The following is a 26,690-nucleotide window of genomic DNA, read 5'->3' as shown; positions in this document are numbered from 1 at the left end:
CTACTTAACCAAGGATGCGGGCAGGCTGCAGCGCGTGATTTTTACGGTGTGCGGCATCAGCTTTATCGGTATGGCCTTCATTGGGTATATCGTGGCCCGGCTGTCCGGACGGAAAATGAAACGAATCGTGTGGCTCGTCCGTTCCTTTCAGGAAGGGAACTTTCAGAAGCGGATTCGCTTCTCGGGCAACGATGAGTTTGTACATATCGCCGATGCGTTTAACGTTATGGCTGCCAATATTCAGGGGCTGATCAACAGCGTGTATGTGCAAGGCATCCAGAAGAAGCAAGCGGAGCTGGAGGCGCTGCAGGCGCAGATTAACCCGCATTTTCTGTACAATACCCTGTCGACGATCAGCAGTTTAGCCAATCTCGGCGAGACAGCCAAGGTCACCGAAATGGTTCAGGGCTTGTCGCGGTTTTACCGGTTGACGCTGAATCAAGGGAACGTATTTACGCCGCTGGAAAATGAATTGATGCAGGTGGAGACGTATCTGGATATTCAACGGGTTAAATACGCCGGGGCTTTCTCTGTCCACTTCGACGTGGATCCCGAACTGCTGCAGGTACAGGTGATGAAGCTGATCCTGCAGCCGTTTGTGGAGAATACGTTTAAGCATGCCTGGTTTGGCGAATCGATTGCGATCGTCATTAAAGGGAAGCGGCAGGGCGATAACTTGGAGCTGAAAGTGATCGATAACGGCATTGGGATGAGGCCGGAGACGGTGCAGCGCTTGCTGATCGGTCCAAGCCAATCCGGCGGTTACGGGGTGAAGAACGTCGACGAGCGGATCAAGCTCCGCTACGGAGACAAATACGGTATTCGTATCGCCAGCATCTACGGCGGCGGAACGACGGTTCAAATCGTGCTTCCGGTGAGCCCTGGGGAGCTTCCGGCTATGGAATAATTTTTGATGATTTATCAGAGGAAAGTCTGCAAAATCGGTGAATTTGTATAGGTTTTCATTGTAAACCGATATGTTCAGTGGAACGAGCGGTAAGTATGCTCGAAATAAGAAGCAAAACTACGAGAAGGAATGACGGCCATGGAGATTAACGTATTACTTGTCGACGACGAGGCGGTAGACCTCGAGTGGCTGCGCCGCAGAGTGCAGGGCAGCGGACTGAACCTGCAGGTGGCGGCAACAGCCAATAACGGCTTTAATGCGCTTAAGGCGATGGAGCAGGAGCGGATCGATCTGATTCTGTCCGATATCCGCATGCCCATCATGTCGGGCATTGAATTCGCCCGTAAGGCCAAGGCGATCCAGCCAAGTGTCAAAATCGTATTTATCAGCGGGCACGAAGACTTTGAGTACGCCAAGGAAGCGATCAAGATCAGCGCGTCGGCTTACTTGCTGAAGCCCGTGGAAGATCAGGAGCTTTATAAAATGCTGGGTGAGCTGTGCGCGGCGATCGAGCGAGAACGGGATCAGGACCGCACGTTTACGGAGGCGCTGACGATTGTCAACGAGGAGTTGCTGCTGCGTTGGCTGAACGAGATCTCCCCGGAGCAGGTGGAGGGGCATATTCGCGGATATTTGCACACCCTGTTTAAAACGGGAACGGCGGCAGCCCTCGTCGAAATCGACGACCTGGAATGGAAGACCGGCGATATGCCGGAGGAGGAGCGACGCAAGCAAATTCAGAAGGTGATGGCGTTTATCCGGCATTTTACCACGGAGATGAAGCTGGGAACGTTTATCGTCAGCCAACCGACACGGTTTCTATTGCTGGCGTCCGTACCTGAAACGACGTTCCTCGAGCTGCTGGAGGAGCTGATCCGGGCGGTCCGGGGGATTTCCCCGTTCTCCGTGACGGTTGGGGTTGGCAGCTTCGCGCGGGATGAAGAGGCGCTGCGGTCGTCCTATCGCCAAGCTCAGGCGGCGCTTAGCGCCAAGTGGCTGGTCGGCAAGGACCGGCTGATCCATGAAAGCCGGGTGTATCCAGGTGAAAGCCGGTTTGCCGGCGCTCGGACGGACGAGATCCTCCAGCGGATGTTGAAGGCTATTCTCAACTATGATCTCGTAACGATTGACGACTGCTTGCTGGAGCTGTTTTATCAAGGTTCCCCGCTGGCTCAGAAAAACGATGTGTACGATCTCATCATCCGCATCACCACCCAGCTGCATGCCGATCTGCGCGAAATTAACGAAAATCTGTATGAGCTGTTGAAGTGGGATACGCACCAGCCGGTGCTGCTGTTCCAGTTCGAAACGATCCACGATATCACGTCTTGGCTGCGAAAACGGTTCTTTGAGTTGTCCGAGCTGTTGTACGTCAAGAAGCAGAAGCAGAAACGCAAGCTGATTCAAGATATTATGGCATATGTCGAGAGCAATCTTGAGCAAAAAATGACGCTGAAAGACGTCGCCGCCCGCTTCGATTTTACGCCAAACTACCTCGGCTTTTTGTTTAAGGAAGAAACGGGCCGGCATTTCAGCGACTACTTGAACGAGCTTAAGACGAAGCGTATCTGCGAGCTGCTGACCGATCCCACATTGAAGATTTATGAAATCGCCGAGCGGATGGGCTATAAAAATATCATTTATTTCAACCGGCAATTCAAACAGGCCACCGGGATGACGCCCGGGGAATATCGCAAAACTCATAAGATCTGAGCGTTGATGCTATTACATTCTCGGCGGCTAACGGACAGGAGGGGCGTTATGGACCTGAGTTTGGTCGTACTTCCTTTTTAACGGACAGAGGAGACCTTATTTCGGACTTTTTTGATTAAATTGATGCCTTAGAGGCCGCATAGAGGCGCTGGGGTCCGTTAGAATGGGAAATCGACGGGAAATGAGCAAATAAGGTCATTACGGTCCGTTACAGTTTGGGTAATACCGGTGAGCCTTCTCCCTTGTGCCCGACCTCGTCACTCCGTATTTACGGAAGGCGGGGTTCTTTTTTTCTGAATTTTTGGGTCATCGTGGAATTTGTATTAGTTTTTGTTGTTTCACTGAATCCCGCAAGCAGGCGCTCATCCCTATACTGAGAGATATAGAGACAACCAAGAGGGGAGTTCGAGACATGAAGCGAAGCGGATTCTGGAACGACGTGAAGAAGTATAAGGTTCTGCTGCTCATGCTGACGCCGGCCGTCCTGTTCTTCCTGCTGTTCGCCTACGTGCCGATGGCGGGGATCGTCCTGGCTTTCAAACAATACAACTACACAGGCGGGGTGTTCGGAAGCCCCTGGAACGGGCTGGACAACTTCCGGTTTTTCTTCGACTCCGGGGACGCTTGGCGGGTTACCCGCAATACGGCTTTGTATAACATCGCATTTATTGTGGTGAACAACGCGATCCAAATTTTTGCCGCGATCCTGCTGTTCGAGGTGGCCGGGAAATGGTTCCGCAAAATCACGCAAACGGTGATGTTCCTGCCGTATTTTATCTCCTGGGTCGTCGTTGGTGCAATTGCATATAACCTGTTCAACTACGATTATGGTACGATCAACGTGCTTCTGAATGCGATCGGGCTCGAACCGATTGATATTTACAACACGGCCGCCTATTGGCCGGTGATTCTCGTCGTCGTATCGGCGTGGAAGACGCTTGGTTACGGAACGATCATGTACCTGGCTGCGATCACGAGCATTGATACGGAGATGTATGAAGCCGCCGAGATCGATGGGGCGAACGTCTTTCAACGGATACGCAAAATCACGATTCCAAACCTCTATCCGACGCTCATCATTTTGGTGCTGCTGGCGATCGGGAATATTTTCCGCGGGGATTTCGGCATGTTCTATAACATGGTTGGCAACAACGGCTTACTGTTCTCTTCAACGGATGTCATCGACACCTTCGTGTTCCGGATGCTCACGACCTCGAACGAGATTGGGATGTCCGCCGCGGCGGGATTCTATCAATCGATTTTGGGCTTCGCGACGATTATGCTGGCGAACTATGCCGTGCGGAAATACGATAAGGACCGTGCTTTGTTCTAAACGGTGCGTAAAAAACAACCGCGATGGGGCAACACGAATGAAACGAGTGGAGGTTAACGCTGATGAGTACGATGGCACCCAATCTGCAGCCGGCCATGAAGCCGGCAGCTCCCAAACGCAAACCGATCGACCGTCTGCTGCTGCAGATGATCGGATATGTTGCTTTGACTTTGCTGGCGGTGTTTTGTCTTTTTCCTTTCATTTTGGTTCTATCTTCTTCGCTGACGGACGAGAGTAAGATCATCGAGGACGGGTTCCAACTGATCCCGGCGTCCTTTTCGCTGGAAGCCTACGGTATTCTGTTCAAGTATCCGCAGGAAATGCTGAAGGCGTACGGCGTGACGATTTCCGTCACTTTGCTGGGCACACTGTTTGGATTGTTTTTGACCTCGATGACGGCCTATGTGTTGGCACGCAAAGATTTTAAATGGCGCAGCCACTTCTCTTTCTTCTTCTTCTTTACGACGCTGTTCAGCGGCGGGCTTGTCCCGTGGTACTTGCTGATCGTGAACTACCTGGATCTGAAGGATACGCTGCTTGTGCTGATTCTGCCGATGCTGATGAACGTCTTCTACATCATCGTGATGAAATCGTTTATGAGCAGCATCCCGGAGGCGATTATCGAATCGGCAAAAATCGACGGGGCGGGCGATTTCCAAATTTATTTGCAATTTGTGATCCCGCTGTCGAAGCCGGCGCTGGCCACCATCGGGCTGTTTATCGCCTTGGGTTACTGGAATGACTGGTATAACGCGCTCTTGTTTATCTCCAATTCCGACCTGATGCCGCTGCAGTATTACTTGTACCGCTTGCTCGGCAACATGGACGGCATGCGCAAGGCGATGATGGCGGCAGGAGCCGTCGTCTCCTCGGACATCCCGACGGAGAGCTTAAAGATGGCGATGACCATCGTAGCCACCGGACCGATTATGATCGCCTATCCGTTCATCCAACGTTACTTCGTGCAAGGCTTAACGATTGGCGCTGTCAAAGGGTGACCTCGGGGCAACCCGGTTATCACATATAGGAGGCTCAAAAGTATCATCTTTTTATCACGAAGTAGGTCGTGAAGAGGAATCGGCATCGAATCTTGAATTCAGCCGGGCCTAAGCAGATGCTTCCGAAGCATGTTTCCTGCGGAAAGATTTTAGCTGCTCACGTAGCCTCCAGCTACGCTGCGCTGCTCAGTCCCTAGCTTCATCCAACCTTCTCGGTGCTAAAAACCTGATCCTTTTGACCTTTCATTTCACTATTTCTATCAAAATTGTAGGGGGAATAATCGTCATGAAACTGAAGAAGAAAACAACGTTTCTTGTGGCTATGGTGCTGGCGTTAATGACTTTGCTATCCGCTTGCGGCGGCGGGAACAATAACGCAGGCAGCGCCAACACCCCGGACGACGCAGCTTCAAATAACGCAGCAGCTTCGAACAATGCGTCGGCCAATACGGCAACCCCTGGGGCAGTGGATACGTCTCAAGAAGTTACGCTGAAGCTGTTGATGATCGGCAGCAAACCGGCGGATTATGACGAGGTATACGGCGAGCTGAACAAGCTGCTGAAAGAGAAAATTAACGCAACCGTTGAGACCGAATTTTTGGATTGGGCCGACTGGACCCAGAAATACCCATTGAAATTTGCAGCTAACGAGGATTTTGACATCGCTTACACCGCGAACTGGGCTTTCTACAATGACCAGGTGTTAAAGGGTGGATTCCTTGAGCTGACCGAGGAAATGCTCCGGACTTACGCACCGAAGACCTGGGAAGCGATGCCGCAAGCCTCCTGGGATCAAGCAAAAGTGAACGGCAAGCTGTACATGGTGCCAAACAACAACCAGGAAGTGACCGACAAGGTTGTCCTGATTCGCGAAGACCTGCGCAAGAAGTACAATCTCGAACCGGTGAACAGCCCGGAAACCTATGCCGCTTATTTGAAAACGATTGGGGCGGGCGAGAAAGGCATCAGCCCGTTTGGTGCGAAACCGGCAGACGGCTGGAAATGGCATGAGCTGGATCAAATTTTGCTGGAGCAACAAAATGAATGGAACCTGGTGGATTACAACTTCCCGCTGGCTTACAAATTGGACGATGCGACGGGGAAAGTGTTCAACGTGTACGATACGCCGGAGTTTACCGAACTGATCAAATATTATAAGGACTTGGCTGATAACAACGGCTGGTCGAAGAACATCGTGAGCAACAAAAACGACGTGTTCCAGGACATCAAAGCGGGCAAAACGTCCTCGTATGCACAAAACCTGGGGACGATCTCCAGCAACGTTGGCGAAATCCGCCGCGACAAGCCGGAGATGGAAGTCACCGTTGCCGATTTGACGCCGGATAAGAAAAAAATCGGCGCGATTTCCACGCAAAACGGATTGGCGATTCATGCCACGTCTAAAAACGTCGAACGTTCGCTGATGCTGATTGACCTGCTGCAGAACGATAAGGAAATCCATGATCTGACGATGTACGGCATCGCCGGCAAGCACTACGAGCCGGTTGGCGATGACAAATACAATCCGGGACCAAGCTTCAACAACTATAACCTGTCGGGCTACTCCGTATGGGGCTGGAACTCACTGCTGAACCGCACCGACGCTTCCTATCCGGAAGAAGGCAATCAAATGTTGGCGGATTGGCAGTCTAAAGTTTATCACTTCCCGCTGGAAACCTTCGTCTTTGACGACACCAAGGTGAAGAACGAAGTAGCGAACGTAGGTAACGTCATGCTGCGTTATGCAATCCCGCTGGAATACGGCCTGATCAAGGACTTGGAGAAAGGCCAAGCCGACCTGAACAAACAGTTGAAGGCGGCCGGTCTGGATAAGATTCAACAAGAGCTGCAGAGCCAAATCGACGCATTCCTTGCCGCCCAAGGCCAATAAGCAGGCGGGGGTGAAAGGAGGGGACGCCCGTCCCCTCTTTTTCATTCATCGTGACGTTTGAAGGGGCAGGAGAGCGTTTGAGAGTGTGTCGAACTGTAAAAGTACATTTGATTTTGCGAAAAACCCTCTTCATTCGGCGTGTGAAATGCAAAAGTACATTTGATTGGAGACGATGGAGGCTAAAATGGGCGGTTTGCCCTGAAATCAACTGCACTTTTGCAGTTGAAAAGCTTCGAAAAGGGCGATTTGGCGAAAATGGACTGCACTTTTACATTTCGTAGCACGTGAGAAACCAATCTACTTCATTACAGATCAGAAACGGAGAGGAGTTATTCCTATGAGTAGAAGCTCAAAACCGATGAAGTTTCCGCCAATCAGCGACAAACTGCCGGTCTTTATGCACGGTGCCGACTATAACCCTGACCAATGGCTCCATGATCCGCAGGTGCTGGCGGAGGATATCCGGCTGATGAAGCTGGCCCATTGCAATGTGATGTCGGTGGGGATCTTTTCCTGGGCTTCGCTAGAGCCGGAGGAAGGCGTCTACCGGTTTGAATGGCTGGACCGCGTGCTGGACACGTTTGCTGAGAACGGTATCTACGCCTGGTTGGCGACGCCAAGCGGCGCTCGGCCGGCCTGGATGTCAGAGAAGTACCCGGAAGTGCTGCGCGTTGAGAAGAACCGGGTGCGCAACCTCCACGGCATGCGTCATAACCACTGTTTTACGTCCCCAGTCTATCGGGAAAAAGTGACGCAGATGAACACCCGGCTGGCGGAGCGCTATTCCAGTCATCCGGCCGTGGTGGGGTGGCACGTATCCAACGAATACGGCGGGGAATGCCACTGCGACTACTGCCAAGACGCTTTCCGCGACTGGTTGAAACGGAAGTATGGCACGCTCGAAGCGCTCAACCACGCTTGGTGGACGAGCTTCTGGAGCCATACGTACACCTCCTGGTCGCAGGTGGAATCCCCGGCACCTCACGGCGAAATGATGGTGCATGGACAGAACCTTGACTGGCGCCGGTTCGTATCCGACCAGACGATCGACTTCTACAAGCATGAGATCAAGCCGCTCAAACAAATCAATCCGGATTTGCCCTGCACAGTAAATATGATGGACCTGTTCTACGGGTTGGATTATCGCGAGTTTGCGAAAGCTGTGGACGTCATTTCCTGGGACGCTTATCCGATGTGGCATGAGGCCGAATCCGATGCGGGGGTTGCTTCCTGGTTTGCATTTAACCACGACTTGTTCCGCTCCTTGAAGCAGAAGCCGTTTATGCTGATGGAGAGCACGCCGTCACTGACGAACTGGCAGCCGGTCAGCAAGCTGAAGCGGCCGGGTATGCACAAGCTGTCCTCGCTGCAAGCAGTGGCCCACGGGTCCGACACAGTCCAATATTTCCAGTGGCGAAAAAGCCGCGGCTCCAGCGAGAAATTCCACGGCGCGGTCATCGACCACGTCGGCCATGAGCACACGCGCGTGTTCGCCGATGTTGCTGCGCTTGGTAAAACACTGTCCGAGTTAACGGAGATCCTCGGTACCACCGTTCCAGCGGAAGCAGCCATCCTGTTTGATTGGGATAACCGCTGGGCGATCAACGACGCCCAAGGGCCACGCAATAAAGGCATCCATTATGAAGAGACCGTCATGCAGCAGTATCGCGCCTTGTGGGAGCTGGGCGTGCCAACGGACATCATCGGCTCGTTTGACGACTTCAGCGGTTACAAACTGCTGGTCGTACCGATGGCATACTTAATCCGGGAAGAAACCGGAGCCAAGCTGGAGCAGTTCGTCAAGGACGGCGGTACCTTGTTCGTCACATATTGGTCAGGCATCGTCGACGAGAACGACCTGTGCCATCTGACCGGCTTCCCGGGACCGCTGCGCAAGGCGGTTGGAGTATGGGCAGAGGAAATCGACGGCCTGCATGACCATGACCGTAACGCGTTGATTCTGGAAGACGGGAATCCGCTAGGCTTCAGCGGGACCTATGAGATTCATGAGCTGTGCGAGCATATCCATGCGGAAGGCTCCAAGGTCCTTGGCGTCTACCGCGACGATTTTTACGCAGGGAAGCCGGCCTTAACGCTAAACGAGCTGGGCCAAGGCAAAGCTTACTATTTGGCCGCCCGCGTCAGCGATCCCGCCTTCTACGAGGCGTTTTACGGCAAGCTCGTTCAAGATGCCGGCGTGCGCCGGGCGCTGGATACCGACCTGCCGGCGGGAGTGACTGCCCAGCTGCGCACGGACGGTCAGCACGATTACGTCTTCGTGCAAAATTTCTCCGGCCGCGCCGTTCGCGTCGAGCTCGACCGCAGGAGCTATACAGACGCCGAAACCGGCTTGACCGTAAGCGGCACAATCGAGCTGCCGGTCAACGGAATCGCGATATTGAAGCGGGAGGCCGCTCTCAGCGCAGGTTTCTAATATTACGGTCGCTGGCCAGGCTGCACGCTCAATCAACGGTACAAAAAATAAACCCTATTTTCCGTATACGCGGAAAGTAGGGTTTTAATTATGGCTCATGCACAAGGGCGGCCGGCGATGACCCGCTCTGCCTGATCTTGCTGAAGGACATGCAAATACAGCATGCACCATAACGTTTGTCGATCGGAAAGCCTATTTTTCGGAAATCAATTTCATGAAGGCTTGGATATCAAAGTTGTCGTATTGCACCAGCCATCGTTCGTTAACGGAAGTCATCATCAACTCGCCTTCTAACGGAACACGGGTGCTTTCGCGACCTTCCGAGTTTGTCAGTAGAAGATTTACAGTGTATTCGATGGTGACATTGTTCTCGTCTTGCACTTTAAGACGGGTATGCAAATTATCAGGTTTGATGGAAAGCTGCGTGTCAGCAGCAACTCTTAAAGGTAAAATGGTGATTCGATTGTTAATCTGTTTTTCGTAAAACGATTCCGTTAGAAAAGGTTTGATCGCTTCGTTTCGCTTTTGAATGGATTCGGCAGACAACAGATCCTCAGTAAAGTCAACTTTGTATTCGGCCATGATATAGGCCTCGGCTGTTTTCATCGCATCATCGGTTTTGGGCTGGGCTCCATTACAACCAGTGATGAGCAATAGGAAGCATGCCAGTATACTTAATAACCACGGGAGTTTTTGCATCGAATCCTCTCCCCCCCTTTTTTTGCTTTTATTAAATAAAATTTCCATATTTTATAATAAACATTGTGCTCGGTGTTGTTAAATTAGGTTCGAAAATATTAATTTCATAATCATTCGCTATTATTCTATTTAATCTCTGTTGAATAATATTTAAGTAGAAAAACGTTTAATCCGGATTAGCGTTTTTTAACTTAACTGGTTTAGGAGTGATTTCGTATGGCTGAGAATCCATGGTTATTATGTCACCCAAGGATGCGCGGACATAAGCTTTTTTGTGCTGCTCCCCAAAATGTAAACGTTGACATTCGCCGAATAACCGATTATTGTGATGAAAACGAAGTAAAATGTTTGTAATAAAACAATACTTTACTATCACTTTAGGACGATATCTCGTACTTAGGAGGGAGAACGATGGAGAATCAAACGTTTGTTAATCCGATCCTGTCAAATGGTGCGGATCCTTGGGTCATTCGGCATCCCGATGGAAGCTATTACATGATGGTGACCTTGGGCGACCGCATCGCTCTTTGGCACAGTCCAACCTTGAGCGGACTTGGGAATGTTCAACCGAAGACCGTGTGGACGCCTGAGCCAATCGGCCCCTATTCCTTCAATCTGTGGGCGCCGGAACTGCATCTCATCGATGGACGCTGGTATATCTACTATACAGCTAATGACGGCGGCGGGGACGCAACGCGACGCATCTGCGTGCTTGAACTTGCGGGCGATGATCCGATGAACGATGAGTGGCAGTTTAAAAGCGTGGTGAACACGGAGTTCCCAGGGTTAGACGGAACTGTCATCCAACATCAAGGGGAGTTGTATTTCTTTTATTCCGGTTATGGCCATTTTCCGGATTACGGCTCAGCGGTTTACGCTGCTCGAATGACCAATCCTTGGACGTTAACCGGTCCAAACGTGCTGATTACAGCCCCAACGGAGCCGTGGGAGAAGCAAGGCGGGATGGCGATTAACGAAGGCCCTGTCTTGTTGCGGCGCAACGGTTGGATCTTCCTTGTCTTCTCGGCGAGCGCAACGTGGTCGGATGATTACTGTTTAGGCATAACGCGAATCCCGGAGACCGCAGATCTGCTTGATGCGAACTCCTGGATCAAGGAAGACGGCCCGGTCTTTGCAAAAAATCCTTCCGCCGGGGTCTATGCCCCGGGGCATAACAGCTTTACCGTATCTCCCGACGGCTCCGAGGATTGGATCGTTTACCATGCGTACGATTACTCGGAAGCCGAGCAACCCCGCTCCGCTGGTTCTCCCCGCAGCACAAGACTCCAAAAATTTGGTTGGAAAGCAAACGGAATGCCGGATTTCGGGGTTCCTGTCGGCACGGGGGTGCCGATCCCGCGCCTGCCGGAGAATAAAGGGTGCGAAATTAATTACAGTTTTTTTGAAACTAATAGTTTGATTTGAAACAACAAGTTATTTTATTAAAAAAAATCGTTATCTTCGTAAATGAAAGCGTTGACATCACGTCGAACGGGGATTATAATCAACGCAAAGATACAAAATTATTGTAATAAAACAATAATATAATTTCGCGGTGAGTCATTTGATGACAGAGGGGGTTGAACCGATCCGAAAAGGGCGATGAGTGCAAGCGGAAATATCGGGGGTTGTTGCGTTTGAAATCAATAATCGGGAGGTTCATATGAATAACAAGTCAAAACGTATCTTAAGTTTTCTGTTTGTTTTTATTCTTGCGGTCTCCATGATTACGGCTTGCAGCGGGGGCGGTTCGAAAAAGGCTGACGTAGGCAATAACACCAGCGAGAATGCTACCGAGGAGCCACAGAAGAAGGAAACCGCGTTTACCGACATCAGTCAGGATATTCGCGGGAATACATCTCCGACTCCAGAGCAAATCAACGAAGTGAATACGACGCTCAACGATACGTATCTGGGTGATATTTTTGATGAGAAAATTCCAAACGACTACTCTGCTTACCCTTTCAAAGAAGAAGTGACGCTGGATGTCTGGATGCCTGCGAATCGCAACATCCCGGATATGAACAACCACGCGATCCAGAAGCAAGTGGAGAAGCTGACGGGGATTAAAGTCAACTTCATCACTCCGCCGGTAGGGCAGGAAGCGGATGCCTTTACCTTGATGATGTCCTCCGGAGATTTGCCGGATATCATCATTGAGCCTGGCCGGTACCCTGGAGGCTTTGAGGCGGGCGTTAACGATGGAGCGTATTTGGATCTGACCGATTTGATGGAGAAGTATGCTCCGAACTATACGGCTTGGCGCAATTCTGACGAGACGAGAAGAAAAACGACGGTCACCGACAGCGGCAAACTGCTTGGTTTCTACGGCGTTGCTCCTTATTCGGAATGGATGTGGTTCGGGATGCTGATCAAGCAGGAAGCGCTGGATAAGACAGGGCTTCCGGTGCCTGAAACGATTGATGAATGGCACACCTTCCTGACCAAAGCGAAGGAAGTGGGGTACAGCGAGCCGCTGAACTACGGATCAAACTATGGTCAGATCTTTACCGGGATTTTAAACGGCGCTTATGGTGTGTGGGATTGGACCTTCGTGGACAGCAATGGCAAAGTAGCCTGGGGTCCAGCACAACCGAAGGCCAAGGAATACCTGGCCATGATGCAGCAATGGAACAAAGAAGGGCTGCTCAACAAAGACTGGGCAACGGCTGACTTCAACCAAAGAATGGCCAGCGCCATTTCCGACAAGACCGCGGTTATGATGGATTCGCCGGACACGATGTGGAGCTATTGGAAGGAACAAAATGATATCGATTTTGTTGGCGCGCTGAACCCTGTGCTGAACAAGGGGGATCAATCCGCAACAACGTACAAGAACTTTAAGCGAACGGGTACAGAGGCTGCCATCACCACCCAATGTGATAACGTCGAAGCGGCCATGGCCTGGTTGGATTTCGCCTACACCAAGAAGGGCTGGGAAATCTATAACTACGGAGAATACGGCACGGTTCACCTCATTGATGAGAACGGCAAGCCTTATTATCCAGAGAACAGCTACATGTACAATGATCCGGATGGCCAGCCGGTAGCAGTGGCACTCGATAAATATCGCAGACATATTTGGCCGGACATTCGCGACGAGCATAACTCCAACCCGCTGATCGTAGCGAAAGGCAGCTACTCCGGCGAAATTCGGAAATATTGGACCGAGAACATGGATACGAGCGCGGCTATGCCTCCGATTTCGTTTACGAAAGAGGAAGCTTCACGGGAGGCGGAACTGGGGAACCAGTTGTCTACGCTCCGGGGTGAATATTTTGCCAAGATCATCAAAGGCGAGTTGCCGGTGGACGCGTACGACAAGTTCTTAGAAGAAGCTAAGAAGATGGGGTTGGACGAATTCCTGAGCATTCATCAGGCAGCATTGGATCGTTACAACAGCAGATAATCGCCGTTTGGCCTAAAGATCGAGCAAGAAATATAACGAGGGTGACCGGGGCTGGTTAAGCTTGGGCCCCTCGTTATTGTTTCAGAGAATTCGGAATAAGAAGAGTAGGTGATACGTTCATGGAGATCGTCCGTAAATCAAGAAAAATCGCTCCTTCCTCAGAGGCTCCGAAGCCAAACAGCACGCGAACCAGGATCAAAAAAGATCTGAGAAAAAACTGGTTTGTTTATTTGCTGGCCCTTCCGGTTGTCGCTTGGTTCCTGGTTTTTTGTTACGGTCCGATGTGGGGAGTGCTTATCGCGTTTAAGGATTATAAGCCGTTGCTTGGGTTTGCTCAAAGCGAATGGGTTGGTTTGAAGCATTTCATAGAGTTCTTTCAGGGGCCGTACTTCTGGAGGGTGACCAAGAATACGCTTCTCCTTAATGTGTGGGGGATCGTGTTTGGATTTACGGCACCGATCATTTTGGCGTTGCTGCTGAATGAAATTCGCGACGGGAAGTTCAAAAAAACCGTACAAACGATCACCTATATGCCCCATTTTATCTCTTTGGTGGTCGTGTGCGGGATCATTCATATCTTCACGGCGGATGAAGGCATTGTTACGCAAGTGTTGCAATGGATCACGGGCAAGGACTACACCTCGCTGCTCGGATACTCCGGCTTTTTTAGGCCGATCTATACGTTTTCCGGGATTTGGCAGAACATCGGCTGGGACAGCATCATTTATCTGGCCGCGATGAGTTCGATCGATCCTGCTTTGTATGAGGCAGCCGAGATTGACGGAATCGGTCGAGTCAAAAAGATGTGGTACATTACGCTGCCGCAAATTACGCCGATTATCGTGATTCTGTTTATTTTTGCGATTGGCGGATTGATGGCGTCCGGATACGAGAAGATTATTTTGCTTTACAACCCTCTCATTTACGATACGGCAGACGTCATCGCTTCTTATGTCTATCGAAGGGGCTTACGGGAAGCCAGCCTCAGCTTCTCCACCGCGGTTGGCTTGTTTAGCGCCGTGATCAACTTTGCGCTGCTGTGGGCGACGAACCGAATCGCCCGGCGTACTTCGGAAGTGAGCTTATGGTAGAAAGGGGGATGACCATGTCCAGTCGCAAAAAGCTGAAACGACGACACTGGAAGCCTATGACGACCGGGGATCGCGTGTTTGACGTCATGAACTACATGATGCTCACCGCGATTACGCTAATTTGCTTCTATCCCTTGCTGCATATTTTGCTGGCCTCGGTCAGCAACCCGACGGCGCTGATGGCACACAGCGGACTTTTGTTGAAGCCGCTTGGATTTACGCTGGATGGATATAAGCTGGTCTTTAAGGACAACAGCCTGCTGGTTGGTTATAAAAATACGATCATCTACGTAGGGTTAGGCACGTTGGTGAATATGGTCATGACGATCATGGGCGCTTTTGTCCTGTCGAGAAAAGATCTCTATTTCAAAAATTTCATCATGATTCTGATTACGATCACGATGTTCTTTGGCGGCGGGTTGATTCCCTGGTTTCTATTAATGAAAGATATCCATTTATATAACAACCTGTGGGCGATGATCTTGCCGACCGCGCTGAACACGTGGAATATCATTATCTTAAGAACCAGCTTCCAGTCGCTGCCGGCAGAGCTGGAAGAGGCGGCAACGATCGATGGGGCAAGCCAGGCTGCCATCTTGATCCGGGTGATTCTGCCGCTGTCCAAGGCGACGTTGGCCGTTATTTTTCTGTACTATCTGGTGGGGAACTGGAACTCCTGGTTTAACGCGATGGTCTTGCTGAAGGATCGGGAGCTGTTCCCGCTGCAGCTATTAATGAAGGAAATTTTGGTCGCCAACGATTCCACGGCAACCACGATCGGCAGTGCAGGAGGCGTCGTCATCGACAGTGCTCAGAGCTCGACCGCATTCCGGGAACTGGTGAAATATTGCGCGATCGTTGTATCCACGGTTCCGATTTTGTGCGTGTATCCGTTCTTGCAGAAGTATTTTGTTAAAGGTGTCTACGTCGGGTCAATTAAAGGGTGAAAATGAAGATGGAAACGGGAAAATTCGGGAAAGCGCTGTTGCCTGCCATTTGTCTGTTTCTATTGGCGCAGGTAGGTTGTTCTGGCTCCGGTAGGGCGGGTGAAGAACGGGATGATTTCTATAATGTGCTGATGCAGGACGGGGCAGATCCATGGATGTATAAACATACCGACGGGTATTATTACTTCACGAAAACCACCGGCGGTGACGTGACGGTTTGGAAATCCGCCAGGATGACGGGGGTGGATGCCGCTCCCCGGAGGGTGATTCCGACAGGCGGCCACGGCATTTGGGCTCCCGAGCTTCATTATATTCATGGAGCCTGGTATATTTATTACGCCATGGATGACGGGGACAACGTGAACCATCGCATGTACGTGATGGAGAATACCTCGACCGATCCATTACAAGGTGTATGGAAGCAAAAAGGGCAAATCACCGACGCCGCCAATCGTTGGGCCATTGATGGGACCGTTCTGCAGGTGAACGGCGAATTGTATTTTATTTGGTCCGGTTGGGAAGGGGACGAGAATGTTCGTCAAAATCTATACATCGCCCATATGAGTAACCCCTGGACGATTGATTCGGAGCGTGTGGAGATCGCCCGGCCGACCTATGCCTGGGAAACGAACCATTCGCCGCATGTCAATGAAGGTCCGCAGGTGGCGGTTCGAAACGGAACCATTAATCTGGTCTACTCGGCGAGCGGAAGCTGGACGAACGATTATTGTCTGGGCTTGATCACGGCAGATGTGACCAGCGATTTGCTCGATCCGGCTTCATGGCATAAGAGGGAGGAACCAATTTTTGTGTCCGGCAACGGGCTGTACGGCCCGGGACACCATTCCTTCACCACGTCACCTGACGGTACAGAGGATTGGATTGTATATCACGTGGCGAAATACAAGGATGCCGGCTGGAACCGGGAAGTGCGGATGCAGCCCTTTACCTGGAATGCGGATAACACCCCGAATCTAGGGGTTCCAGTAGACCCGAACCTCCCGCTATCCTTGCCGTCCGGAGAGGCGAGCCGCATCCGCTATGAATCGGAGAAGGGGCAGCTTGGAGACGGTGTGACTGTGCTGGAGAATCCTGCGGGTTCCGGTGGAAAGAGCGTAGGACGGTTTGAGCAGGAAGACAGCTACGCGGAGTATTCCGTCCAAGCTGCGGCGGGAGAGTATCTCTTGCTGGCGAGAACCGCAAACGGGAGCGCTGCCGGAGAAATGGCCTATTTTGATTTAAGCGTTGATATGGGATCTTCCGTTACCGTGGCGGTTCACCCGAAGGGATGGAACAACTGGGGATTGTCCACCGCCAAAATTCAGCTGAAGGATGGGACAAACAAGCTGCGATTCACCAAGAATCGCGGGGAGTTTGAACTGGACTGCTTTGACCTGATGCCGTTGAAGATCCCGGAATCGTGATAACCTTTATGAATCTTGATTTATTACAGCTTATTGTAGTAAAGTCAAGAAAGTAAGATCATTTTTTGGGAATACGGATACGGAGGTTCCTATGCTGGAAGTCGGGATACACGAACCGGATAAGCTGGTTCAAGTGGCGCACGCGCTCTCTACACGGTCTCGCGTAGACATTCTTCGCCTGCTCAACACGCGGAGCATGAATATCATTGAGCTTGCCGAGACGCTGGAGCTGCCAGTGTCTACGGTGGCGAACAACGTCAAGATATTGGAAGCAGCCAAGCTGATTAATACGGAATTGCTTCCGGCCGTCCGCGGTGCGATGAAGGTGTGCAGCCGCAATTACGACGATATTCTCATCTCGTTGAACTCGAGCATCCGGACGTCCAAGGACGGGATGAAGTTTTACGAGGTTGAAATGCCGATCGGGCATTACAGCGATTGTGAGGTTCATCCGACGTGCGGCATGGCATCCAGCGAAGGGATGCTGGTTCGGGAGGATGAGCCGGCCAGCTTCTACCACCCTAAGCATGTGGGGGCGCAGATTCTGTGGTTTCGTAAAGGGTATGTGGAGTACCAGTTCCCGCTGGAAGTTCCGCAGAATGCGCGCATTCAATCGCTGGAGTTGTCAATGGAAATGTGCTCGGAAGCACCAAACTATGACAATGACTGGCCTTCAGATATTTCCGTATGGATTAATGGCGTTGAGATCGGCATGTGGACGAGTCCCGGGGATTTTGGGGATCGGCGCGGCGCATTAAATCCGTCCTGGTGGGAAGATTGGATGACGCAATACGGCTTGTTGAAAACATGGCGAGTTGACCGCGAACGCACGACGCTCGATATGCAGAAAGTCTCGGACGTCACGATCAACGATCTGAACCTCGATCAACGGCCGAGTCTGCGTGTGCGGATCGGCGTCAAGCCGGATGCGATCCATAAGGGCGGCGTTAATCTATTCGGCAAGCAGTTTGGCGATTACGACCAGGACCTGGTTCTGCAGGTCGCCTACACTTTGGATGAAGACGCTTGATTATATTCAATGAAGCTTTAATCTAACCATCGGCTCCTTGGGGAGTTGGTGGTTTTTTGTATTGCAGATACTTAATTCCAAAAAGTTCGTAAAATAAAAATGCCTAATATGATTAGAAAAATCAGCTGAAAGCGTTGACAAAATATGAGTTCGGGGATATATTTAGCTTAAAAGATACAAAAATTATGTATTAAAACAAAAACAATAAATTGAGACCCGAAGGAGCGGAAAAATGACAAGTCAACCTTTACGTAACGAGTACCCTCGTCCCCAATTTGTCCGCGACGCTTGGATGAGTTTAAACGGAGAATGGGAGTTTGAATTTGACGACCAAGGGATTGGTGAAAGGGAAAGATGGTACGAGAAACATGATTTTGGCCGGAAAATCAACGTGCCGTTCTGCTACCAGAGCAAGCTGAGCGGCATCGGCGATCCAACCGTACACGATCAGGTCTGGTACCGGAGAACCTTTACCGTACCGGAAGACTATAAGGCTGGCCGGCTGCTGCTGCATTTTGGCGCCGTGGATTACGAGGCCAAAGTATGGGTGAACGGGCATCTGGTGGCGATGCATGAAGGCGGACATACGCCGTTTAAGGCGGATATTACGGATGTGCTTGATGAAGGCGAGAATATCGTTGTCGTGAAGGCGACGGACTACAGCCGCGACGTCTCCCTGCCGCGGGGCAAGCAGTATTGGAAGGATCAGTCGGAGAGCATCTTTTACACCCGCACGACCGGGATTTGGCAGAGCGTCTGGCTTGAGCCGGTACCAACGACACGAATTGATCGCATTCGGTTGATCCCGGACATCGACAAGAATGATATCGGTCTTGAGGTGTTTTTGGCAGGGCACAGCGCCTCCGTTAAAGCCAGCATGAAAGCCGTCATCACGTTTAACGGCGAATTTGTCGCTGAGGATTGCTTCTCCTTAAGTCATGAGTCGGGTCGCCGGGTGATTCACCTGGATGACTTTAACGATCATGGTCTGGGACGCTGGTGGACGCCGGAGCGCCCCAATTTGTACGATCTAGAGCTAACGCTGCTGATCGATGGTATGCCCGTGGACACGGTCTATAGCTATTTCGGGATGCGCAAAATTTCAGTGGAATCCGGCAAACTGCACTTAAATAATCGTTCCTATTATATGAAGCTGGTGCTGGATCAAGGTTACTTCCCGGATGGCTTGCTGACCGCGCCAAGCGACGAGGACTTGCGCCGGGACGTGGAGCTGGTGAAGGCCATGGGGCTGAACGGGGTGCGGAAGCATCAGAAAATCGAAGATCCCCGCTACTTGTATTGGGCCGACAAGCTGGGTCTGCTGGTGTGGGGGGAGATGGCGAACGCCTACCAGTTCACTGAGCAGTATGTCAGCCGGATGACGCGGGAATGGATGCAGGCGGTGGAGCGGGATTTTAACCATCCTTGCATCGTGGCATGGGTTCCGCTGAACGAAAGTTGGGGCGTGACCAACATTATGATTGACAAGCAGCAGCAGCACCACGCGGTATCGCTGTACCACCTGACCAAATCGCTGGACCCCACGCGCCCGGTCATTTCCAATGACGGATGGGAACTGGTTACCACCGACCTTGTGACGATTCACGACTACGAGTGGCGCAGGGAAAAGCTGGAGGAACGGTATGCAACGGTCGAATCGGCTTTGACTGCTGCTCCCGGTAATCGGGTGATTCTGGTGCCCGGATTCCCTTACGAGGGGCAGCCGATTCTGGTCACAGAGTTTGGCGGGATATCCTTTAAGGTGAACGAATGGGAAGGCTGGGGGTACTCGGGTGCGGAGAATGAGGAGGATTTTGCGTTGCGGCTAAAGAATGTTATCGTACCGATGCTGCAATCTCCGGTGGTTCAAGGCTTCTGCTATACCCAGTTTACGGACGTGGAGCAGGAAATTAATGGCCTGCTGACCTATGATCGTAAGCCGAAGCTGCCTCTGGAAACCATTCGTTCGATTGTAGCGGGAACCTAAAAAATCAAGGAGTGCCCCTATCTAATGACTCAAAATCAGCGAACAGGCGCCGCATTGATCCGCGAGATCGCCCGGACGAAAGCCCCCTACGGAACCTTGGCGATTTGGTATCTTGGCCAGGAAAGCGTCATCGTTAAAGGGGATGGGATCACGATTTACGTAGACCCCTATCTCTCGGGCGATCTGGACGACGGCGATTGGCGGCGCACATTTCCTGCGCCCATTGCACCGGAAGAGATTGAAGGCGTTCAGCTATGCCTGATTACGCATGAACACGATGACCATATGGATGCGCGGACGCTGCCGTGGCTGCATCGCAGCAGTCCGGAGGCGCCGATCCTCGCACCGGCGTGCTGCAAGCCGGCATTGCAGGAGATGGGCCTACCGGACTCCCTGCTCATCACCGCAGACGACCGTAAGCCGATGGAATTCTTCTCCAAGCTGCGAGTAACGCCAATTGCGGCGGCCCATGAGCAGTTGGAACGGGATGCGGACGGCTGCCCCCGGTACGTCGGGTACGTTTTGGAGCTTAACGGCGTGACGCTTTATCATGCCGGGGATACGTTGGTTTTTCCGGAATTGATCAAGCGAGTTGGTGAGCTGAAACCGGACATCGCCCTGCTGCCGATCAACGGGCGGGATTACTTCCGCCAGCGGCGCGGAATCGTTGGGAACATGGATTACCGGGAAGCGGCACACTTCGCCCAGGAAATCGGCGTGGATACAGTGATCCCGCTGCATTATGACCTGTTCGCGGTAAATGCAGAGAAGCCGGGGCACTTCGTGGATTATGTGTATGAACATTTTCCCGAGCAGAAAGTCCACGTGATGGCCAGAGCCGAGCGCTTCCTCTACGTATCGCCGCGCGCATTCCTGCTGGACTAACCGTGAAAAAATAGCTGGCCAGAAGTTGATTGTTCTGGCCGGCTATTTTTTATAAGCAGGTGGTTGAGGGAGGGGAGCCTGGGGGGGACTTTCATACATTATCCCTTTCGTTCAGGGTGTCTCTGTGAGGCGCTTTTGCATCATTATCCCTTTCGTTCAGAAGGTAAGCAGGTGGCGTGGGGCGGAAGGCGTGTCCGAATAAGGGAACGGGAAATCAGGGACAAGTCCGAGACTGGATCCCGAACTATTCCCGAACCATCCAAAAAGCAATTTGAACCAACCCTGAGTCAATCCCGAATCACCTTTAATCATTCCCAAATCAATCCTGAATTTGCTCTGATTCAATCTCAATCGTTCCCAACCATTCTCGGATCAATTCCCAGCATTTCCGAATCAATTCGCATCAATTCTGCACGAATTCCGAATCCACCACGAACCACTCTCAACCCATCCTGAACTACACGAAAATCCGGCCCTCCCCCTGCTTTTCGTTCTCTTGAGTGGATCTGTTTCCATGCGCTCTGATCAAAGGGGATAATCCTGCAAAAGCGTCCGGACAAAGAGGGGGTCACCTAGCCTAGTGTTCATACAACGTGAGTATCGCCTGAGCTTCGGATTTCACTCGTTCTCGCAGCTCTTGCGGCTCCAGCACTTCTACATCCCGGCCGTTCCTTAGGATCACGCCGCATGCCCAGTCCAGTGTCTGGAGGTCGATCTCCGCCAGAATCTGGCCCTGGTTGTCCGGTCCTTCCGTATGAAGCACTTTGATGAATCGCTCCCTGCGGAGTTGGCTCAGCCCGGTTTCGTTCGTCCGTATCCGCGCGAGATAGCGGGGCAGCTCCGATTTGAAGCGAGCGGTCGATTGCTCCCAATACGCCGCCAGGTCAAACCCATCTGGCCGTACGAATGTCTCCTCTAACAGGGAGGCTTCCTCCAGCCGGGAAATGCGGAACGTGCGAAGCTCCCTGTCCGGCTCCTGCTCGGCCGCTACGTACCATACGTTGCGTTTGGCGATGAGCCCCAGGGGATGGATGATCCGCTCGGTGACATCGTCTTCCTTGCGGTAGCGGATGCGCTGCTTCCGCTGGGTCCATACCGCCTCCTGCACGGCGGACAGCCAAGGGAAAGCCTCCTCCGAGGCGTGCCAGCCGGCCCCGTCGATATGGAGGCGCTCGCGGATCATCTCGGCGTCCTGCCGAATTGGGGCGGGGGCAGCAGCTAATAGCTTCTGATAAGCAGCCTGAAAATCCCCCTGTATCCCCAGATCCTTCAAAAGCTCGTTATGGTTCGTCAGCAGCAGCGAGACGATTTCCTCCGGCCGCATGCCGGTCAGGTTCGTCCGATAGCTGTCCGCCAGCACCCAACCGCCGCGGGAGCCGCGCTCCGCGTACACGGGGATGCCCGCCGCGCTCAACGCCTCGATGTCCCGGACGATCGTCCGCTCCGACACCTCCAGCAGCTCTGCCAGCTGGCGCGAGCTCATTTTTCCCCGGTTCTGCAGCAAGAGCAGCAGATTTAGCAAACGATCCGCACGCACAATAACTCCCCCTCCCGCCTCTTTAGATTCGTGGAATGATTATACCATGGATATAAGACAATAGATGTCATATATACTTTGATATTCTACAAAGGTACGTGCGAAATTCAATCTGGAAAGGAAGCGAACGAAACCATGGACAAGAAACCTTTAGCGGGAAAAGTGGCCGTCGTTGCCGGAGCAACACGTGGAGCAGGCCGGGGAATCGCTGTTATGTTGGGGGCTGCTGGGGCGACGGTGTATTGCACCGGACGGAGCGTCCGGGGAGAAGCATCGGACATCGGCCGAACGGAGACGATTGACGAGACGGCCGAAATGGTAACCGCTCGCGGCGGAATCGGGATCGCCGTCCGCACGGATCATACGGTGCCGGAGCAGGTCAGGGCTTTGTTTGAACGTGTGGACAAGGAACAGAACGGACGCCTGGACATTTTGGTGAATGACATTTGGGGCGGCGAGAACCTCACCCATTGGAACACTCCGTTCTGGGAGCAGCCGTTGGCCGATGGGTTACTGATGCAGGAGCGGGCCGTTCGTGCCCATCTCATTACGAGCTATTACGGGGTACCGATGATGATCAAACGGAAGGAAGGCCTGGTCATCGAAATTACCGACGGATCGACCTATAACTATCGAGGGAACCTGTACTACAGTTTGGCCAAAATCTCACCGATCCACCTAGCCGCAGCCATGGCCGAGGAACTGAAGCCGCACAATGTGACGGCATTGGCGGTGACTCCTGGATTTTTGCGTTCCGAGCAGATGCTGGATTACTTTGGCGTTCAGGAAGCGAATTGGCGAGATGCCATCAAGAAGGAACCGTTATACGCGGAATCCGAAACGCCGTATTTTGTGGGGCAAGCAGTGGCGGCTCTGGCCGCAGACCCGAACGTCCACGCCAAAACCGGCCGAGCGCTGACCAGCTGGGACCTGTCCGACGAATACGGGTTCATCGACATCGACGGACGTAAGCCGCATTGGGGCAATTTTGCACGCGAGCGGGGATTACCGGTGAACTGAGCATAGGAACGACGTGTCCGGATTCCCTATCGCCTATCTAAAAAAGCGCGAGGGCATGAGAAACTCCTCCTGCACCCGCGCTTTTTGACTTTTACTTGCCTTGCGGCCATAAACGTGCGGAATAATGGGGGATGACCTGAATGTCGTGGATTTTGGCGATCTCCACCCCTTCAAATCGCTCCACATAGGCCTGGTTCACGAAGCTATGCACCGTGCCTCGGCGAAGCGGTGTAATCGAGAGGTGCAGCGGATGGTTCTCCAGCTCGTGCCGCACTTGTTTTAACCCGATTTCCCAATGCTGTCCGTAATGGATATGATCCGTCAACATCCGGTCACCGAGGTAAGCGGCGGCCACATCGCCGTCGTACTCGATACGCAGCCAGACGTCCGATACGGATTCCGGCCAGTCAGCAGGGACATCCACCAGTACAGAGCGATCCGATGGAGAGTTGAGAGTCAGCTCGGGCGAATAAGCGGCAAAATCAAGGGTATACGTTTGGAACACACTTCCGTCAGGTTCTGCCGCAGTTTGCAGCACCCCCGCACTGCTCCGCAATTCAGCCGATGGGACAGGTGCTGGATAGAGGGATAAGGTCACTTGGTTTTGTCCCGGCGAAGTGCAGATAAGCTGCCCGTCCTTTATCGCCAAATGGCTCGTGCTGATGACCAGCCTATCGTGGCCCCACAGCCCGTCGAAACGATAAGTTAGTAACGCCTCATCTCGGGTTAAGGTGACGAGACGAACGACCCTGCCTTCGGCTGTCTTCACTCGGATCTGATGTTGGCGGCCGGTCGCTGGGCGAACGATCCAGTTCGCCTCGTCTTCTTTAACGGCACCATGGCTCCCATCCCCTCCTACTTCAGATACCGAGGATTTGCGGATCACGATCTCGGGTTCCATTCCGTCATGGGCAAAAAACACCAGCAACGTTTCGTCCTCTGCTTCCAGCCGGGTTAATAGCTGCACGGTGGCGCTCACAATAAACAATCCGTCCAGCTCTAAGTTGAACGGCAGGATCGCGGCAAGCCTGCTCCGAAGCGTGAACTCGCCAGTTTGAGGGAAGAACGCCTTCCCCTGTGGCGTATCCAGCTCGATTCGTAGCCGGCGATCCGGCAGGTCGACATGATCCTGGAAATTGTTCAGGAACACAAATCCGGAGCCGTCTTTTTGCCGGACGCACCAACGTACGCTGTGGGTATCTTCAGGTGCGATATGCTCCTGACCTGCGGGCAGCACGGTCCCCATCGGAGCCAGAAGGTGACCAAAAGCTTGCAGAAACAACGAGATCGTACGGATGCGGTCATACGAATCACCAACCCGTCCAAACTCGCCTAGGGGCGATTGGTAATCGTAAGTGATCTTCGGCAAACCGGATTCGTTTAAGAACGTCTTGCGGCCGACGGGATTGGAACCGCCGTGGTACATGTAATAACCCAGGAGATTGCTGCCGCTGCCCATCTTCACTAACGTCATCGCTTCGATGCTCTCCGCCGGCACGTAAGGCCGGGCCTTGTAGCTGACCTGCATGCCGCCGGCCATTTCGCAATAAGCTACCGGATACTCCAGGCTGTCGTAATTCACCGGCTCGGCGGGCGTAACGTGCAGATCCTGGAACAGGAACTCGCGGCTTGGCGGTTGGTTTGGGATCCACGGCGTATAAGCGTATCCAGCCAGCATGGGTAACGTGCCCTCCTCAGGTACTGCGGCTCCACCCCAAGCAGTAGCGGTAAAAAACAGCGGACGAATGCCAACCTCCTCGGCAATCCGGCGCAATTCGTCCAAATGCGCGGAGCCGTCAGTACCGGCGGTTACGTATTGACCGGAGCTGTATCCCCAGGCGTCCAGCGGTGCGCCAGCGTGCATATACTCGTTCTCCAGTTGCACGGCGATCACCGGGCCGCCTTCTTGATAATAAGTGCCTTGGATTTGCCGAGCGATCTCCCGATACAAACGTCGGGCCAGTGACAAGTAGCGCTCATCATTAGAGCGAACCTCCAGCGGATAGCGGAACACCCAATCGGGGATGCCGCCGTTGCGGACCTCACCATGACAAAACGGGCCGATCCGCAAGATTAGCGGCAGCTCAAGCTTGGCGCAGAGATCAATGAAATGCCGCAGATTGCGGTTGCCGCTCCAATCGAAGACGCCCTCCTCTTCCTCGTGAAAATTCCAGAACACGTAAGTTGCAACAACATGAACGCCGCCGGCTTTCATTTTCAGCAGCTCTTCTTCCCAATGCAAGTATGAGAAACGGGAAAAATGAAACTCGCCCACGACTGGAATCACCGGTTCGCCGTTGCGAGTCATATAGAAGTTAGTAAATCCAAACGATTCTCCTTTCGGATTGCTTCCGGCATGCAGGGCGAGTTTGCCGGGGCGGATCGTTTTGTTGGCTTGGCCGATTTCAAGTCTAAGGATTGCAGCTGTGTGATTAGTCATAGAGAGAACAGCCTCCTGAAGGGTTTGAGATCCGATGGATCGTGTTGGTTCTGGATGTTGGAAAAGACATCGGTTATATTCATTTTAGATGTTTATTGCTGAATGAAGGAAGAGAGGATATGGCTAAAAAAACGACGGATTATGCTATCAACGAGGAGCGTCCCTATGGCATTCTAATTGCGGGGCATTATACGGAAACCGTTGGGGTATTCCATTCACCGGCCGCCCTGGATCCCAGAATCGACGATGTCGTCGGGTATTTGCGGGAGTCGTACCGCGAGCGGGCCTATAAACCAAAAAAGTGTCCAGCAATCAAAGAAGGTGTCCCAAGATCATCCTTGGAACACCTTGTTTTTTTGGCCTGGAGGCCATTAATATGTACCACCGTTTGGACGCTGCGACACATCGCGCTCAAACGCCACAATCCAATCACCCTGGACAGCGGCATATCCGACATCGCCCTCGGCGACAAGGCCGTACAGATTTTTGACATCCAAATATTCCTGACGGCTGCCGTTATCAAACTCCAACGTAATGTAATAGTACGTCCGAGAAGACGAGCTGTGCATCGTGTTATTTTCGCCTATGTGACTGGAGCTGTGCTGCACGTCCATCCGTTTCGAGATGATTCGCGCATATCTCGTTTCCCGCGGGGAGCGGGCGTTCTTGGCGTAACGGACCCCACTGGATATCATCAACACGATGAAAATAACAAAAAAGATGACCATAAATACGGGGATGATGGTAAACATGATATCGCCGCCTCCCCCAAAGCCGCCTCCGCCAAACGGAGAGGGATCGAATCCTCCCATGGGTTCCGCCTCCTTTGTTCTGACTTACAACGCAAGTTTGACTGGTTGCTGTCTATGTTCTTCCTTTATATACGTGAAAATGCAAATATTGTTTCGTCCTCCTAAAAAATCTGGCTGCTCGATAACGCGTGGA

19 protein-coding genes are annotated in these 26,690 nt (G+C 52.3%); 15 read left to right on the top strand and 4 right to left on the bottom strand.

Annotated elements, in window-relative coordinates:
• From POTG_RS19245 to POTG_RS19220, 6 genes are all read left to right on the top strand, one after another.
• On the top strand, positions 1-907 hold a 907-nt coding region (locus tag POTG_RS19245; protein WP_036646327.1), incomplete at its 5' end, for a sensor histidine kinase.
• Between the two features lie 138 nt (positions 908-1,045).
• Positions 1,046-2,620 (top strand): response regulator, encoded by a 1,575-nt coding sequence (locus POTG_RS19240; RefSeq protein ID WP_009226515.1) that lies wholly within the window; start codon positions 1,046-1,048, stop codon positions 2,618-2,620.
• 412 nt (positions 2,621-3,032) lie between these two features.
• A complete protein-coding gene (locus POTG_RS19235; protein WP_009226514.1) occupies positions 3,033-3,953 on the top strand; it encodes an ABC transporter permease in 921 nt (306 codons plus the stop codon).
• A 95-nt stretch (positions 3,954-4,048) separates the two neighbouring features.
• Positions 4,049-4,951, top strand: coding sequence for a carbohydrate ABC transporter permease (locus POTG_RS19230; RefSeq protein ID WP_036624457.1), 903 nt, complete (start codon positions 4,049-4,051; stop codon positions 4,949-4,951).
• A 286-nt stretch (positions 4,952-5,237) separates the two neighbouring features.
• Positions 5,238-6,842, top strand: a complete 1,605-nt coding sequence (locus tag POTG_RS19225) for an ABC transporter substrate-binding protein (protein ID WP_009226512.1) — start codon at positions 5,238-5,240, stop codon at positions 6,840-6,842.
• A 337-nt stretch (positions 6,843-7,179) separates the two neighbouring features.
• Positions 7,180-9,276 (top strand): beta-galactosidase, encoded by a 2,097-nt coding sequence (locus POTG_RS19220; RefSeq protein WP_009226511.1) that lies wholly within the window; start codon positions 7,180-7,182, stop codon positions 9,274-9,276.
• A 192-nt stretch (positions 9,277-9,468) separates the two neighbouring features.
• Here POTG_RS19220 and POTG_RS19215 read toward each other — a convergent pair whose 3' ends face one another.
• Positions 9,469-9,975 (bottom strand): hypothetical protein, encoded by a 507-nt coding sequence (locus POTG_RS19215; protein ID WP_036646324.1) that lies wholly within the window; start codon positions 9,973-9,975, stop codon positions 9,469-9,471.
• Between the two features lie 411 nt (positions 9,976-10,386).
• On the opposite strand from POTG_RS19215, the gene POTG_RS19210 reads away from it, so the two are divergent.
• The 8 genes from POTG_RS19210 to POTG_RS19175 all read left to right on the top strand — a co-directional run bounded on the left by POTG_RS19210 (position 10,387) and on the right by POTG_RS19175 (position 20,748).
• The gene (locus POTG_RS19210) at positions 10,387-11,400 is read left to right on the top strand and encodes a glycoside hydrolase family 43 protein (RefSeq protein WP_009226509.1); all 1,014 of its coding nucleotides are present in this window, start codon (positions 10,387-10,389) and stop codon (positions 11,398-11,400) included.
• A gap of 238 nt (positions 11,401-11,638) precedes the next feature.
• Positions 11,639-13,384, top strand: coding sequence for an extracellular solute-binding protein (locus POTG_RS19205; protein WP_009226508.1), 1,746 nt, complete (start codon positions 11,639-11,641; stop codon positions 13,382-13,384).
• Positions 13,385-13,503: 119 nt separating this feature from the next.
• Positions 13,504-14,475: an ABC transporter permease gene (locus POTG_RS19200; protein ID WP_009226507.1), complete on the top strand. Its 972-nt coding sequence runs from the start codon at positions 13,504-13,506 to the stop codon at positions 14,473-14,475.
• 14 nt (positions 14,476-14,489) lie between these two features.
• Positions 14,490-15,422 carry a carbohydrate ABC transporter permease gene (locus POTG_RS19195; protein WP_036646321.1) on the top strand — a complete coding sequence of 311 codons (933 nt, stop codon included), beginning with the start codon at positions 14,490-14,492 and terminating at the stop codon, positions 15,420-15,422.
• A gap of 2 nt (positions 15,423-15,424) precedes the next feature.
• Positions 15,425-16,846, top strand: coding sequence for a family 43 glycosylhydrolase (locus POTG_RS19190; protein WP_009226505.1), 1,422 nt, complete (start codon positions 15,425-15,427; stop codon positions 16,844-16,846).
• 91 nt (positions 16,847-16,937) lie between these two features.
• The gene (locus POTG_RS19185; RefSeq protein WP_009226504.1) at positions 16,938-17,876 is read left to right on the top strand and encodes an ArsR/SmtB family transcription factor; all 939 of its coding nucleotides are present in this window, start codon (positions 16,938-16,940) and stop codon (positions 17,874-17,876) included.
• 232 nt (positions 17,877-18,108) lie between these two features.
• Positions 18,109-19,863, top strand: coding sequence for a glycoside hydrolase family 2 protein (locus POTG_RS19180; RefSeq protein WP_009226503.1), 1,755 nt, complete (start codon positions 18,109-18,111; stop codon positions 19,861-19,863).
• 24 nt (positions 19,864-19,887) lie between these two features.
• Entirely contained in the window at positions 19,888-20,748 is an 861-nt protein-coding gene (locus POTG_RS19175; RefSeq protein ID WP_009226502.1) for an MBL fold metallo-hydrolase, read from the top strand.
• 577 nt (positions 20,749-21,325) lie between these two features.
• Here POTG_RS19175 and POTG_RS19170 read toward each other — a convergent pair.
• Positions 21,326-22,285 (bottom strand): helix-turn-helix transcriptional regulator, encoded by a 960-nt coding sequence (locus POTG_RS19170; RefSeq protein ID WP_009226501.1) that lies wholly within the window; start codon positions 22,283-22,285, stop codon positions 21,326-21,328.
• Positions 22,286-22,420: 135 nt separating this feature from the next.
• Between POTG_RS19170 and POTG_RS19165 the strand changes: the two genes are divergently transcribed.
• Positions 22,421-23,305: an SDR family oxidoreductase gene (locus POTG_RS19165; protein WP_009226500.1), complete on the top strand. Its 885-nt coding sequence runs from the start codon at positions 22,421-22,423 to the stop codon at positions 23,303-23,305.
• 91 nt (positions 23,306-23,396) lie between these two features.
• Here POTG_RS19165 and POTG_RS19160 read toward each other — a convergent pair whose 3' ends face one another.
• Positions 23,397-25,745 (bottom strand): beta-galactosidase, encoded by a 2,349-nt coding sequence (locus tag POTG_RS19160; protein ID WP_009226499.1) that lies wholly within the window; start codon positions 25,743-25,745, stop codon positions 23,397-23,399.
• A gap of 371 nt (positions 25,746-26,116) precedes the next feature.
• Positions 26,117-26,557 carry a DUF2500 domain-containing protein gene (locus POTG_RS19155; protein WP_036646319.1) on the bottom strand — a complete coding sequence of 147 codons (441 nt, stop codon included), beginning with the start codon at positions 26,555-26,557 and terminating at the stop codon, positions 26,117-26,119.
• Positions 26,558-26,690 lie beyond the last annotated feature (133 nt).

The organism is Paenibacillus sp. oral taxon 786 str. D14 (genome assembly GCF_000159955.1).
Taxonomy (GTDB): Bacteria; Bacillota; Bacilli; order Paenibacillales; family Paenibacillaceae; genus Fontibacillus; species Fontibacillus phoenicis.
Note: the sequence above shows the minus strand (reverse complement) of the source record. Positions and strands in the feature narration are given on the sequence as shown.

Excerpts from the sequence above, each read along its gene's own strand:
- POTG_RS19195 (WP_036646321.1), top strand. The coding sequence starts at position 14,490 with ATGTCCAGTCGCAAAAAGCTGAAACGACGACACTGGAAGCCTATGACG.
- POTG_RS19200 (WP_009226507.1), top strand. The coding sequence starts at position 13,504 with ATGGAGATCGTCCGTAAATCAAGAAAAATCGCTCCTTCCTCAGAGGCT.
- POTG_RS19205 (WP_009226508.1), top strand. The coding sequence starts at position 11,639 with ATGAATAACAAGTCAAAACGTATCTTAAGTTTTCTGTTTGTTTTTATT.
- POTG_RS19235 (WP_009226514.1), top strand. The coding sequence starts at position 3,033 with ATGAAGCGAAGCGGATTCTGGAACGACGTGAAGAAGTATAAGGTTCTG.
- POTG_RS19240 (WP_009226515.1), top strand. The coding sequence starts at position 1,046 with ATGGAGATTAACGTATTACTTGTCGACGACGAGGCGGTAGACCTCGAG.
- POTG_RS19165 (WP_009226500.1), top strand. The coding sequence starts at position 22,421 with ATGGACAAGAAACCTTTAGCGGGAAAAGTGGCCGTCGTTGCCGGAGCA.
- POTG_RS19155 (WP_036646319.1), bottom strand. The coding sequence starts at position 26,557 with ATGGGAGGATTCGATCCCTCTCCGTTTGGCGGAGGCGGCTTTGGGGGA.
- POTG_RS19215 (WP_036646324.1), bottom strand. The coding sequence starts at position 9,975 with ATGCAAAAACTCCCGTGGTTATTAAGTATACTGGCATGCTTCCTATTG.
- POTG_RS19175 (WP_009226502.1), top strand. The coding sequence starts at position 19,888 with ATGACTCAAAATCAGCGAACAGGCGCCGCATTGATCCGCGAGATCGCC.
- POTG_RS19160 (WP_009226499.1), bottom strand. The coding sequence starts at position 25,745 with ATGACTAATCACACAGCTGCAATCCTTAGACTTGAAATCGGCCAAGCC.
- POTG_RS19230 (WP_036624457.1), top strand. The coding sequence starts at position 4,049 with ATGAAGCCGGCAGCTCCCAAACGCAAACCGATCGACCGTCTGCTGCTG.
- POTG_RS19210 (WP_009226509.1), top strand. The coding sequence starts at position 10,387 with ATGGAGAATCAAACGTTTGTTAATCCGATCCTGTCAAATGGTGCGGAT.
- POTG_RS19220 (WP_009226511.1), top strand. The coding sequence starts at position 7,180 with ATGAGTAGAAGCTCAAAACCGATGAAGTTTCCGCCAATCAGCGACAAA.
- POTG_RS19185 (WP_009226504.1), top strand. The coding sequence starts at position 16,938 with ATGCTGGAAGTCGGGATACACGAACCGGATAAGCTGGTTCAAGTGGCG.
- POTG_RS19190 (WP_009226505.1), top strand. The coding sequence starts at position 15,425 with ATGAAGATGGAAACGGGAAAATTCGGGAAAGCGCTGTTGCCTGCCATT.
- POTG_RS19225 (WP_009226512.1), top strand. The coding sequence starts at position 5,238 with ATGAAACTGAAGAAGAAAACAACGTTTCTTGTGGCTATGGTGCTGGCG.
- POTG_RS19180 (WP_009226503.1), top strand. The coding sequence starts at position 18,109 with ATGACAAGTCAACCTTTACGTAACGAGTACCCTCGTCCCCAATTTGTC.